This is a genomic window from Sphingomonas sp. HMP9, from assembly GCF_013374115.1.
In the GTDB taxonomy this organism is placed as follows: Bacteria; Pseudomonadota; Alphaproteobacteria; order Sphingomonadales; family Sphingomonadaceae; genus Sphingomonas.
This window is the reverse complement of the sequence record NZ_AP022673.1, coordinates 550,078-563,367: the sequence shown is the minus strand read 5'-3', so window position 1 is coordinate 563,367 and position 13,290 is coordinate 550,078. Positions and strand designations below refer to the sequence as shown.

Annotated in this window: 8 protein-coding genes and 2 pseudogenes; 5 read left to right on the top strand and 5 right to left on the bottom strand. The window is 60.8% G+C overall.

The genetic code is table 11. From position 1 onward, the window contains the following. Nucleotides 1-288: 288 nt before the first annotated feature. A complete protein-coding gene (locus HMP09_RS02515) occupies nt 289-2,004 on the bottom strand; it encodes a putative bifunctional diguanylate cyclase/phosphodiesterase (RefSeq protein WP_176499043.1) in 1,716 nt (571 codons plus the stop codon). Between HMP09_RS02515 and HMP09_RS02510 the strand changes: the two are divergent. Continuing rightward, nucleotides 1,978-2,847: pseudogene (locus HMP09_RS02510) on the top strand (IS256 family transposase); the annotation flags it as partial. The gene HMP09_RS02515 and the pseudogene HMP09_RS02510 sit on opposite strands and share 27 nt — an antisense overlap. Before the next feature lies 1 nt (nt 2,848). Beyond that, nucleotides 2,849-3,999, top strand: a protein-coding gene (locus HMP09_RS02505; RefSeq protein ID WP_176499007.1) for an IS3 family transposase whose coding sequence is annotated in 2 segments (ribosomal slippage) — nt 2,849-3,113 and nt 3,113-3,999 — 1,152 coding nt in all. Because the reading frame shifts where the segments join, the coding sequence is not laid out codon by codon here. A 140-nt stretch (nt 4,000-4,139) separates the two neighbouring features. On the opposite strand, the gene istB is transcribed toward HMP09_RS02505, so the two are convergent. Together istB and istA are read right to left on the bottom strand one after the other, a co-directional pair. Beyond that, the gene (gene istB / locus HMP09_RS02500; protein WP_176499042.1) at nt 4,140-4,919 is read right to left on the bottom strand and encodes an IS21-like element helper ATPase IstB; all 780 of its coding nucleotides are present in this window, start codon (nt 4,917-4,919) and stop codon (nt 4,140-4,142) included. After that, nucleotides 4,909-6,432, bottom strand: coding sequence for an IS21 family transposase (gene istA / locus HMP09_RS02495; RefSeq protein WP_176499041.1), 1,524 nt, complete (start codon nt 6,430-6,432; stop codon nt 4,909-4,911). The genes istB and istA overlap by 11 nt, the downstream gene beginning before the upstream one ends. A gap of 112 nt (nt 6,433-6,544) precedes the next feature. On the opposite strand from istA, the pseudogene HMP09_RS02490 reads away from it, so the two are divergent. After that, nucleotides 6,545-6,985 (top strand): annotated as a pseudogene (locus HMP09_RS02490) (transposase); the annotation flags it as partial. Nucleotides 6,986-8,104: 1,119 nt separating this feature from the next. Here the strand turns inward: HMP09_RS02490 and HMP09_RS02485 are convergent. After that, nucleotides 8,105-9,100, bottom strand: coding sequence for a hypothetical protein (locus HMP09_RS02485; protein ID WP_176499040.1), 996 nt, complete (start codon nt 9,098-9,100; stop codon nt 8,105-8,107). Nucleotides 9,101-10,009: 909 nt separating this feature from the next. Here HMP09_RS02485 and HMP09_RS02480 point away from each other — a divergent pair. Together HMP09_RS02480 and HMP09_RS02475 are read left to right on the top strand one after the other, a co-directional pair. Further along, the gene (locus tag HMP09_RS02480) at nt 10,010-10,723 is read left to right on the top strand and encodes a DUF3667 domain-containing protein (RefSeq protein ID WP_176499039.1); all 714 of its coding nucleotides are present in this window, start codon (nt 10,010-10,012) and stop codon (nt 10,721-10,723) included. A gap of 15 nt (nt 10,724-10,738) precedes the next feature. Further along, nucleotides 10,739-12,385, top strand: a complete 1,647-nt coding sequence (locus HMP09_RS02475) for a TPM domain-containing protein (RefSeq protein ID WP_176499038.1) — start codon at nt 10,739-10,741, stop codon at nt 12,383-12,385. A gap of 246 nt (nt 12,386-12,631) precedes the next feature. Here the strand turns inward: HMP09_RS02475 and HMP09_RS02470 are convergent, their stop codons facing one another. Beyond that, nucleotides 12,632-13,264: a class I SAM-dependent methyltransferase gene (locus HMP09_RS02470; protein WP_176499037.1), complete on the bottom strand. Its 633-nt coding sequence runs from the start codon at nt 13,262-13,264 to the stop codon at nt 12,632-12,634. Nucleotides 13,265-13,290: the final 26 nt, after the last annotated feature.

Sequence of the window (13,290 nt, the reverse complement as noted above, 5' to 3'; positions counted from 1 at the left end):
TGACCGTGTCGCTGCGCCGCGACAATCAGGTCGTGTGGACGGGGCAGGCGACCACGGTGCGCGCTAGCGGGACACGAACGGGCGCGCCCTCCGTTGTCGCTACGGCGCTGTCGGACGCCCTCCTGACGTGGTTCCCTCGGCAGTTGCCGGGACCGCTGTCTGTTCCATAAGTCCTGATTAACACGGTGATCATCAGCCGACGATGCGCGACGATTCGCCTCTGCGGCAATTCATCGCTCCGACGTCCTGCCGCTGAGTGCTCCATTCCTTTCGGCACTGGATCGTCAATCAGCCCATGCCTGATCGCGTCGAAATCGGCGGTCGTGATATGCCCTGCGCATGCCCAAGGAGAAGGGCGGTCGTCGTATCGCGATTGACCGCGGGCGAGAAGATGTATCCCTGTCCCAAGGCGCAGCCGATCGCGCGAAGCTGCTCGACTTGCTCTTCAGTTTCTATCCCCTCAGCTACGATCCTGATGCCCATCTTTTTTGCGGTACGGATAAGGCCTTCAACAATGGTCACGCTGACCCCGTCGGGTTCCAGGTGATCAACGAACAGTTTATCGATCTTGATGACATCGACGGGAACGGTGAGCAGGTGCGTCAGCGACGCAAATCCTGTTCCGAAATCGTCCAGCGCGACCCGTATGCCGTCAGCGCGTAGTGCCCTGATCGCTTGCTGTATCGCTTGGTCGCCACGGCCCATGTATACCGTCTCGGTTACCTCGAGGATGACGTGAGTGAGAGGGACCTGCTCGCGTTCGAGCGCTGCGGCCAGAACCTGCCCGACGGCACCGCCACTCAGATCCGCAGACGAGACGTTGATACCGACGTGTTGGAACGGAATACCCAAATCCAGCCAACGGCGTAGGTCAGCCGCAACAAGAGCCATCATCCTGGCAGTGAGCATGGTCGCAACCTGTGCGTCGGCAGTCGCCTCATGAAAAGAGGCAGCCGAGACCAGATTGTCGCCGATGCGCATGCGGCAAAGCGCTTCCAGTCCTACGATCTCCCGCGTGTCCAGACGGAAGATCGGCTGATAATGCGCTTCGATCCGGTCCTCCCGCAAAGCCGCGCTCAGGTCCCTGATCGCGCCCATACGCCGCGTCATGTTCGAGCGGAGCCCTGCCCAGTATCGTACGAAGCCGCCACGACCGGTTTCCTTGGCGTGGTAGAGGGCAAAGTCGGCATTTTGCCGCACACTCGCCACCCCGGCGTCGTCGGATGAGAACGTAGCGCCTCCGATGGTAGCGCGCGGGACGATGCTATGCCCACCGCAGTCGGCAGCAACCGAGAGCGCGCTTAGAACCTCATCCGCGATCTTCTCCAGGTCACGAAGGACATCACTAGCCTCGAGAATGACAGCAAACTCATCGCCCCCTACGCGAAACGTCCGCCCGGGGCTGACCGCTTCCGAAATCCTATCGCTGGCGACCTGCAGAAGCCTGTCACCGGCATGATGACCGAACGTATCATTCACGACTTTGAGGTTATCGAGATCTAAAACTAGCAGCGCCCAACTGCCGACCGCCGCGCTTTCGAGTTTCGAAAGTGCAGCATGATAAGCGGCCCGATTGGGGCAACCGGTCAAGGCGTCGGTAAAAGCTCTACGCTGGTGTTCGAGGACACGCTCATGTCGGTCGATGGCAATTTGAGTTAGGTGAACGCAGTTAGCCACCACCTCGCGTTCGAAGGCCGTCGGTCCTCGGACGTTACGATAATAAAAAGCAAATGTCGCGATCGCGCGACCTTCTGCATCACATATCGGACTGGACCAGCAGGCGCGGAGACCGTGCGGGAGTGCGAGGTGTTTGAACTGTGCCCAGCGGGCATCGGTTTCGATATCAACGACCGTAATATCTGTTTTCAGATACGCCGCGGGAGCTATGTTGGAAAATGGGTGACGGTGGAGGATTGAAGGCGGCGTATCGAGGCGGGTGATGAGCCTGCCGGAACCTCTCAAGGAGAGCGATACGCCATGACCGATACTACCAACGTCGTTCAATTTCGCCAGCCCGATGATGTCGACGATCCGTTGACCGAGGTGCTGCGTGCCGGAGCTCGCCGGCTGCTTGCGCAGGCGGTGGAACTGGAGGCCGAGGCGTTCCTGGCGGCGCGAGACGACCTGCGACTACCCGATGGACGGTCGCGCCTGGTGCGCCACGGGCACGGGCCAGAGCGTCAGGTCCAGACCGGGATTGGCCCGGTGCCGGTGTCGCGCGTGAAGATCCGTGATCGCGGGGGGGCCGAGGAAGGGGAGCGTGTGCGCTTCTCGTCGGCAATCCTGCCGCGCTGGGCACGGCGGACCAAGAGCCTGGATGCGCTGCTGCCGGTGCTGTATCTGCGCGGGGTTTCGACCGGCGATTTTCAGGAGGCGCTCACGGCGCTCCTTGGCAAGGACGCGCCCAACCTTTCGCCGGCGGTGGTCGGTCGGCTCACCGCTGAATGGCAGGTCGAATACGAGCACTGGCAGGCGCGCGACCTATCGGCCCGCCGCTACGTGTATGTGTGGGCGGACGGCGTCTACCTGCAGGCGCGGATGGAGGATCATTCCGAGTGCATGCTGGTGCTGATCGGCGCCACGCCTGAGGGCAGGAAGGAACTGGTCGGCTTCCAGGTGGGCGTCCGTGAAAGCGCTCAGAGCTGGCGCGAGCTGCTCGTCGAGGTGAAACGGCGCGGCCTCGCAATCGCACCCGAGATCGCGGTGGGCGATGGCGCACTCGGCTTCTGGAAAGCGCTCGACGAAGTCTGGCCCAGCACGCGCCACCAGCGCTGCTGGGTGCACAAGATCGCCAACTGGACTTGCTTCAGAAAAGTGGAGAGTTTTCCTGAGATGAAAGGTGAACTCGATGACGAAGCAGCGACGATTTACGAAGGAATTCGAGGACGAGGCGGTCCGGCTGGTGGCGACCAGCGGGCGTACGCAGCGTGCGGTGGCGGAGGATCTGGGCGTTGGCCTGTCTACGCTGGTACGCTGGATCGGCCGTCGTCGTGATCGATTGATGGAGATGCCCGGCGAGGCGCCGCAGGCAGATATGGCTGCCGAGTTGAAGCACCTTCGGCGGGAGAACGAGATCCTCCGACAAGAGCGCGACATACTGAAGCGGGCGACCGCTTTTTTCGCCCGGGAGGGAAGTCGATGAGGTTCGCGCTCGTCGATCAGGCGAAGAAGGATTTCCCCGTACACCGCCTTTGCCAAGTGCTCGGCATCAGCCCGAGCGGCTATTTCGCGTGGAAAGATCGACCTGCCAGTCGGCGTCAACGCGACGATATGGTGATGCTGGCGCATGTCCGTTCTGCGTTCGCGCTGTCGAACGGCACCTATGGCAGCCCGCGTATGACACGCGAGTTGCAGGATGATGGCTTCGCCATCGGACGCAGGCGCACGGCGCGACTGATGCGTGAGAACGGCCTACGGGGCCGGCAGAAACGCCGGTTCAAACGAACGACCGACAGCGAGCACAGCTGGCCGATCGCACCGAATATCATCGACCAGGATTTTACTGCAACGGCACCCAACCAGAAGTGGGGCGTGGACATCTCGTATGTCTGGACGCGGGAGGGATGGCTCTATCTGGCCGTGGTCATCGACCTCTTCTCCCGACGTGTGATCGGTTGGGCCGTCGGCGACCGGCTGCACCGTGATCTGGCGCTCGCCGCGCTGCGCAAGGCCCTCGTCATGCGGCGTCCGCCTGAAGGGCTCATCCATCACTCGGACCGCGGCAGTCAATATTGTTCGGTGGATTACCAGGCCGAGCTGCGCCGCCACGGCATCCGTATCTCCATGTCGGGAAAGGGAAATTGCTACGATAATGCGATGGTCGAGACGTTCTTCAAGACGATCAAATCCGAGCTCGTCTGGCGCACCGTCTTCTATACCCGCGACGAAGCCGCACAGGCCATTGCCCGCTATATCGACGGCTTCTACAACCCCGTCCGGCGCCACTCCGCGCTCGACTACATCAGCCCCGCCCAGTTCGAACGAACTGCGTCACGCTGAGCAAATGCCTCTCCACTTTATCGGGGCAAGTCCAAACGTACTGAACAAGGTGTGTTGATTTTCACTGAGAGTTGACCCGGAGTTTTCATCGAGAAGTGACCCGCGTCGAAGGGTTCATGTCATGCCCGCGGGGTTGCGGGTCAAGGTGAGGCTTTGTCCTTTTTCGGTTTGTCGGCCTCGGACCGGACGCGGAACCGGAAGCTGTCGTTGCCGGTCTCGACGATGTGGCAATGGTGGGTAAGGCGGTCGAGGAGCGCGGTTGTCATCTTGGCGTCGCCGAAGACGCCGGCCCATTCGCTGAAGCTGAGGTTCGTGGTGATGATGACGCTGGTCTGCTCGTAGAGTTTGCTGAGCAGGTGGAACAGCATGGCGCCGCCCGAGGAACTGAACGGCAGGTAGCCCAGCTCGTCGAGGACGACGAGATCGAGGCGAAGCAGGCGCTCGGCGAGCTGCCCGGCCTTGTTCATGGCTTTCTCCTGCTCGAGCGCGTTGACCAGGTCGACGGTGGCAAAAAACCGGACCTTCCGGCGCCGGTGCTCGATGGCCTGCACAGCGAGCGCGGTAGCGATGTGCGTCTTGCCGGTGCCGGGGCCACCAATCAGGACGACGTTATCGGCGCCGTCGATGAAATCGCCCTGATGGAGTTGGCGAACCATGGTCTCGTCGACTTCGGCGGAGGTAAAATCGAAGCCGGTCAGATCCTTGTACGCCGGCAGCTTTGCAGCCTTGATCTGGTAGGCGATGGATCTGACTTCGCGCTCCGCCATCTCGGCCTTGAGCAGCTGAGACAGGATGGGAACGGCCGCATCGAAGGCAGGCGCGCCTTGTTCGATGAGGTCGCCTACGGCCTGGGCCATGCCGTACATGCGAAGATCGCGCAGCATGACAACGACCGCGGCGCTGGCGGGATCATGACGCATGGCGCACCTCCTTCATAAGCGTGTCGTAGCGGCCGACATCGGCTTGGGGTTCACGTCGCAGGACGAGCGCCTGTGGGGCATCGATGGGCGTGACGCTGGCGGTCTTGCCATCGACCAGCCGATGCAGGATGTTGAGAATGTGGGTTTTAGTGGCGACGCCGGCCTCGAGCGCTAGTTCGACCGCGCACAGCACCGCTTGTTCGTCGTGCTGGAGCACCAGTGCCAGGATATCGACCATCTCCCGGTCGCCGCCCGCGTGCTTGAGCAATCGCTCGCGCAATTTCCGAAAGGCGTCGGGCAATTCGGTAAAGGGCGCACCATTTCGCATGGCACCCGGCTTGCGCTGAACCACCGCCAGATAATGGCGCCAGTCGTAGATAGTCCGTCCTGGCGAGCTGTGCGCCCGGTCGATCACCCGGGCGTGCTCGCACACCCTGCGCCCTTCCGCGACCACGACGATGCGCTCAGGGTAGATCCGCAGGCTCACCGGCCGGTTCGCGAAGGAAGCCGGGACGCTGTAACGGTTGCGGTCGAAATGCACGAGGCAGGTCGGCGATACCCGCTTGGTATGTTCGACGAAGCCATCAAACGGGCGCCCCGGTTTCATCAGGTCCGCCACTTCTTGCGCCCATACCTCGGCAACGGTGCCGGGAAGGTTGCCGTGCGGAATCTGTGCCCACTGTGCGATACACTGCTCTTCCAGCCATGCGTTGAGCGCAGCAATGTCGGAAAGTTCGGGCAGTCGCTGCCACAGCCGGCGACGCGCATCCTGGACGTTCTTCTCAACCTGACCTTTCTCCCAGCCCGATGCCGGATTGCAGAATTCGGGTTCGAACAAATAGTGGCTCGTCATCGCCGCGAACCGCGCGTTGACCTGCCGCGCCTTGCCCGTGCCGATACGGTCGACCGCGGTCTTCATGTTGTCGTAGATCCCGCGCCGCGGCACTCCGCCCAGCACCCGAAAGGCATGCTGGTGCGCATCGAACAGCATCTCGTGGGTCTGGAGCGGATACGCTCGCACGATGAACGCCCGGCTGTGCGACAGCTTGGTGTGCGCTGCCTGCAGCTTCACCCGTTCGCCGCCCAGGATGGCCCAGTCCTCGCTCCAGTCGAATTGAAAGGCTTCGCCGGGCATGAACACCAGCGGCACGAACGTGCCCCGGCCCGTCGTCTGCTCCTGGACCTGACGGTCGGCCTTCCACGCCCGGATGAAGGCCGCTACCCGACTGTAGGACCCGTCATAGCCCAGCACGACCAGGTCGGTATGGATCTGCTTGCCCGTACGCCGTTGCTTGCGCGATTTGCCAGCTTCCGTCTTCAACCATCCCGATAGCCGGTCGGCGAACGGATCCAACTTGCTCGGCCGGTCGACCACTTCGAACTTCGGCTCCACCGCGTCCGACCGCAGGTATTTGCGGATCGTGTTACGCGACAGCCCCGTACGTCGGGTTATCTCCCTGATCGACATCCCGTCCCGGAATGCCCAGCGCCGGATCACGCTCAGTAACGCCATGTCTATCACTCCTTGATCCCCCGACAGCCTGCCGGGGTGAGGTTGAGACACGGGTCACTTCTCGGTGGAAATTTATGCCTTCTCCGGGTCAGCTCTCAGTGGAAATCAACACAAGGTGCCCAAGTCGGTGCAGCCTGCAATAAAAGCTGACCTGCGCGAGATATATAGCGCGCCTGAGCGCGCAGCGGCGGAGAAGGCGATCGCCGTCTTTGTCGAGAAATATAGCGCGAAATACACCAAGGCCGTCGAATGCCTGACCAAGGATCGCGAGAGGCTGCTCACCTTCTTCGACTTCCCCGCCGAGCACTGGGACCATCTGCGGACGTCGAACCCGATCGAGAGCGTGTTCGCGACCGTGCGCCACAGGACGGTGCGTACCAAGGGCGCGCTGTCACCAAAGACGGCACGCCTCATGGTCTTCAAACTCGTCATCGCCGCGTCCAGGAAATGGCGCCGGCTGAAGGGCGAGAACCAGTTGCCCAAAGTCGTCGCTGGTGTCACATTCCGTGACGGCACCGAAGTCGTCGACGGCCAATCAACCCGCGCCGCCTGATCGCCTCGTCACCCAAATTCCGGCATAGCTCACGCCGCGGTGCCGCAGGAGCCGGCTAACGGGCCTACGGACAGGCCATCCAAGGCTTGGGAATATGCTTCCGGTAGGCTTGGCCCGGCGAGTGGATGAAGCAGGCCTGCCAAATCGACCGCTAGAACCGAACAGATTACAGCCGGGAGGATCCGCTCTACTTCTGTACACAGCGTGGTACACGTTGGTGCAAGCCCGGCACCCTTGGCAATCATTTTTAAAATGGCGTTCTGAAGATGAAGCAGTACGGTTACTGTGTCATCGCCTTCATGATATGGATTGGTTTTGGAAAGGCCCATGGCAACAGAGCCTATCACAACGCCGCTTGATATTTCTTTAAATCGTAAATAAAACCCTCATATCAAAACATCCATTTTGAATGTTGCCTCCGTTTTCCGGAATATGATTTAAAAAATCCGGCGAGAACCCGATTGATGATTACATAGTAGATATTCAAATCGATCGCTGGTGATAATCGACGATAGGCATTAAGACACGTTACTACGTTGCCAAGCCGACCACATGCCCACGCGGCCGTCGGTCCCGCGCCTTCAGCTCCTGATCCGGGAGAGTACGCGCGCCGCGATTTTTTCTATCTGCGAGCTTCCGCACAAAGCGCAGCGCTATGAGAGGAGAAGACTAGCACAGCGCCTGCGCAATCCCGAGACCGGCCTCCCTGGCCGAAACAGATTTTGCGTGATTCCTGCACTTGGCGAGTGTCTCAATCGTGCCCTCACTGCCTTTTCAACCTTGGCGATCGGCATCTGGACCAGCCCCGAATGGGTCGCACTCAGCGCCATCCGCCGATAGATACCGTTGACACTCTGCTGGCTCGGCGCTCGACCCAGAGTCGGCGTTCGCGGGGTGATTGCCGCTCTCCAACTTCGGCCCTTCGTTCGTCTCGAGGCGGGGCTCTTGCCGTACCCATTCCCCCCGCCCAAAGGCACGCCAAATTTCTCCAAAAGGATCGAATTTCGGGAATGTCCGGGTTTGGAAGGAAAGCGATCGGGCCGCTTTGGAAGCGTAAGCAACACTTAGTGACACCTCGTTCAATCTAACGGCCTAGCTAGAAGCGCGACGGGCCCAGAATCATAGGTAATCTTCGAGGCGAAGCTTAATGTCGCGGCTGGCGCCAGATTGCTTGACGGTCAAAGCGATCTCGTGGCCAACGGGCCCAAACATCTCTTGGATAAGTTTTGTGAACTGAACACCTAACAAGAGATCACCTGTTTTTAATCCTGCTTTATCCGCCGGGCTGCCTGGTCCTACCACACCAATCCTAGCGTCGACTCCGGCACGATCGATCCACATCCCGGCGCGATTGTAGCGTTCGGGTGAAGCTTCAATCCCGTTGCGTCGCAAGAACAGCAGTTCGTCTTTGGCAACGGTCGCAAGGTTGAACCGACGCAAGATAGGTAGACCGATGACCCCGTTAGGAAATACATCCCACTCCGGATTGTCGATGATGGTAACGATTACCCGGGGAAGCTTTTCACCAGCCAAGTTCAGTTCACCGCGCGTCATTCGACCTTTTCCGCCCGGGGCCGTCGGCGACCATCGTGGCGCATCCCAAAGGCCTGCCTTTTCTGCGGTCTTCCGGTAAATCCTCATCGTGGAAGGCATGCCCGTATCCAGTCCAAACCGAAACGAGTGACCGTTTAAGGTCGCTTCGGCGGCAATGAAGGCTGATCCATTCTTGTTGCCGAAATGAAATATGCCCTTTTGGAACTGGGTCCAGCCGCTGCGATCGGGGCTTCCATCACGGTAGATGCGCCATTCCTTCGCGTCAAAATCTAGCTCGCAGTCCGCCGCAGTAAGGGCTCCAGCCGCAATTGATCCGACCGCACCTTCCCCGAAGTTGACCGTTTCGACGCCTGCGATGGTCGAAATTGGCTGCCGGAACTGATTGCCGAAAGTAAGGTCAGGGACGACAAAGATCGGGTAGGCTTTTCTACCTTGTCTCAAGCCCAGTATGCTGCTGCCAAGCTGTTTGAGCCTTAATTGCTTTGCAAACTTCAGCTCAATGAGTCCAATTGTGCCGCCGGTATCAAACACAAAGCTGTACGGACCGTTGGCACCGATCATACAATCCACGAGCACGCGGGTGTCGGTCAGAGTGATAGGGATACGATAGGGCGGCAATGCTGCCGACGCGCACGCGGGTTCTGCCAACACCGCCACAGTAGCGGTCAGGAAGACTCGCCTATCCATCCGCACTGCATCTCTCCGATCTCGAACTAGGGCAGGAAGTTTAACATATCTGGTACCCGGTCGAGATGTCAAAGCGGGGCTTCACAAATGACGAAGGATGCCGCCTAACTTCAAACATTGAGGCTACCGGAAGGTGCTGCAAATAGTCCTGACCCCGCGACATGAAGGGATGTCGGAAATAGGGAATGGGAAGAGCGCGTGGGAACGTCTGGGTGTGGGCGTTTTAGCCATTCCCGAAAACGAAGGGTGAACGGGAAAGCGGAGCGTGATGTTGTTGTCACAGCCGCTGGAAGAGCCGCTTTCCCGAAATCTGTTCCCGATTTAGTTTTCCCGCAATTGCCTGCAGGACATGGGAAAACGGAAATCGTCCGGGCGGCTAAATTCGATACATATAGTAGAATGAACGACGGACATTGGGCAAACGCGCCCGTGCCCTACGGCTGCCAATCAGACCCACAAGTGGTCACTCCGCGGCTGTTCGACTCTTTTCAGGTACGGACCTTTGTTCATCTCGCGTGCTCGGCCTTAATTGGCCGACCTCCGTCGGGCTGCTTCGAAGAGGAACCCGTTCGCCGGACACAGTGGACAATGAGCGCTGTTCCACCGTCTATCGGTCCCATGCTAAGCCGAAGCAGAGCAACGTGGGGAGGTAAGATGCTGGATGCCCGCCGCATAATTGCCGATGCCTTGGGTCCGAACAAGCAGAGCCCTTCTTCCCTTCCCGACGTTCCGGTTTCCAATGACTGGTTCGAGCAACCAACGTGCGGCAATTGCGCTACGCCGATGACAACCGCGTATTGCAGTGGGTGCGGGCAGAAAGCCGCGAAGCGGTTCGTTTGGCACGATATCCGCAGGGAAACCTGGGATAGGCTCCGCCTGTTCGAACTGCCGGCGGCGCGGACGCTCGGCAAGCTGATCGTCACGCCCGGTACGGTCGCCAGGGAATATGTGATGGGTCGGCGCACGACGTGGATGCACCCGCTGAAGCTGCTCGTGGCGACCGTCGCCGTCCTGGTCCTGATGCTCGCGACCAATCAGTATTTCGGCGTCTATGCGGGCGTCGATCGCGATGGGGTCGTCAAGCGCATGGCCGCCCAGGTGCTCGCCTACTCAAACTGGAGCTTCTCGCTGGGCATCGTCGCCATCGTCACCGCGGCAGCGATCGTGTTCCGGCGCCGGCTTGGTTATAATCTGATCGAAGTGACGGTGCTGGCGATCTACTGTCAGTCGATCGTGTTGGCGTTCATTAGCGTCAACATGTTGCCGACGCTGATCTGGCGTGATCCGGCCTTCATACTGACGCACAAGGCGGCGTCGCAGATCTATGTGCCCATTCTCAAGACGTTGATCGTCGTGGTGGCCTATCGGCAGTTCTTCCTCCTGTCATGGCGGACCGACTGGCCAAGGCTGGTTTTAGCCGGCATCATGGTCGCCGCGATCAACTGGACGCTGCTGCGCATCTACGCATGGGCGATCCTGTGGCTGGTAAGCCGCTGACGAGGAGACGGTGACATGCGGACCCTGCATCTGGCATCAATGAGTGCGCTGGCGGCCCTCCTGACAAGCGGATGCGGCAAGGCGGACGACACGAGCAAGACGGTGTCCAGCGCGGCCAAGGTCGAGGCGATCGCGTCGACGCTTCAGGCCTGTTCCTATGACGGCAAACCGGTCGAGGCGGATGCCGCCTCGCTGACCGGCGGCGCGCCGCAGGATTGCGCCAGCGCCGTCACGCGCATCATGGGCTATACCGGCCTCCCCGCTAATTTTGTCGTCGTGTCCGGACCGGTGCCGAACGCCGCCGCAGTCATCATGCTGGACGACAAACGGGTGCCGCGGCGCGTCATCGCCTTCAACCCTGCGTTCATGAAGGCTGCCGAGGCGCAGGTCGGCGGCAGCCCTTGGGGTCCGATCAGCATCATGGCGCACGAGATCGCGCACCATCTGTCCGGGCACACGATCGTGCCCGGGGGCAGTCGCCCGGAAATCGAATTGGAAGCCGACAAGTTCAGCGGGTACGTCTTGCAGAAGATGGGCGCGCCGCTCGCCGAGGCGCAGCGGATGATCCTAACGGTCGGCAGCAGCCACGGCTCGCCGACCCATCCGGCAAAGGATCAGCGCGCCGACGCGATCCAGCAAGGGTGGCGACAATCCTGCACGCAATCGGGCGGTCTCGAGTGTGCGGGCAGGAAAGCGCCTGCCGCGCCCGGCGGTGCCTCGGCAGGCCCGATCGCGCAAGGACCGACAGCGCCTCTGGCCGCTACAACGCCGGCGGTCGTCAACGCCTCGGTCCCTGCCCGCCTGTTACCGGCACCCGGATCGATACCCTTCAAATACGGCCGCTTCATCGTAGACGAGACCGGACGGCTCGATCCAGCGCGTATGAAAACGATGGAGCAGCGGCTGTATCGCCTCGCCAAGGATTCGGGCGTCGAAATGAGCATCCTGGTGGTCGACGACCTGAAGGGGCTTTCCGCGAACGACTATGCCTGGGCGATGATGCGGCAGTTGCGGATCGGCAAACTCGATGTCGGCAACGGCGCGGTCGCGGTCGTCGCGCCGCGGCAACATCAGGCCGCGGTAGCGTTCGGGCCTGGTCTTGCCAAGGAAGCGGAATTTTCGGATCCAAACACGCAGCTCGTGCGATGGATCGATGCGGCATGGCCCAATTGCGAGGATGCCGATGGATGCGCCGGCTGGACCGACGCGCTGTTCACCGTGTTCGACGGAACCTTGTTCTGGGCCGAGCGAAGCAATTGGACGATCGGTTACCAGAGCCTCGGCCAGCTGCTCGATCATTATACTAGAATTAAAGCCGAGCGGATGCGGACAAAGCGGCCGTTCAGCGCCGCGACCGACCAGCCGAACGGCAATCTAGTCCGGGTCACGGGCCGCATTACGAGTCTCAAATCACCGACCGGATACGGCCAGGCGAACGAACGGCTTCTGGGTGGAAAGCTTGGTTACGCGGCGGTCAGCATGACCACCGACGATGGCCACGACCTCGTGTTTTATGTCGCACCGCGCCTCGCACCCCTGATGCCGTCCGGTTCACTCAAGGACGGCGCCAGATATACCGCAGTCGGCCGGTTTCAAAGCACCGGCGACAAAGCGAGCAGGCAGGCCTCGTCAATGTGGCTATTTAGTTACGATGCGATCTGACCTTTGCACGCGCGTTCCACGATATGGCCGCCAAGGTCCAGTTCAGGATATTCCTCGGGCCTCTAGCGCTTCCCAAAACCTACCATTTGTTCAGCTTCACCTCGGCCTGGAATAGTCGCTCCCACATGCAACGTCGGCCGGGCGGAATGGCACAGCGCCCGTTCCACGGACCCAAAAAAGTGGCGGGTGTTGAACAATGCCGCCACTCTGGCGCGCTTCTTGAGCGACTGATTGCGTCGGAAGTTGTCACGGCTTCACGAACCGATAAGCGAAGCGATCGGTTTCGCCCTTGATCGAGGGATCGAACACCTTGGTCGAGTGCCGATCGTCATTGTTCGCGAGCATAGTACTTTCCGCGTCGAGGACGAGTCCGGCCGCCTCCACCTCTTGGCGAACGGACGCGGGGTCGATCCGGTGCAGCGACTGGGTGTCGCTCGTGCCCGTCCCGGCGCCGGCAGCGTGATCGACAATGACATAGAACCCACCGGGCCTCAGCCGCTCGAAGACGGCTCGATTGAACGCAGCCGCGGTCGCGCCCCTCGTCTGGATCAGTGTGGTGTGGAGATCGTGGTAGAAAAGGTGCATCCACACCACGTCCGCCGTTTGCGTGGCCTCCGGCATCGCAACGATGTCCGCCGAGACGCCTTCGACATTCCGACGCCCCGGTTCGTTCGCGAGCGTCCGGATCAGGTCGACCTGATCGTTCTTCAGGTCGAGGATTTCGGTCGGCACGAAGCCGAAGACCCGCCCATCGGGTCCCACGGCTTCGGAGAACAGGCGCGTCCAGTCGCCGTCGCCAGGGTACACGTCGATGACGGTTGAGCCCGCCTCGACGCGTGCGAACCGGATTAATGCGGACTGCTTCGATTGATCGTACATTGGAACCTCCGTTAAGACCGTCGATG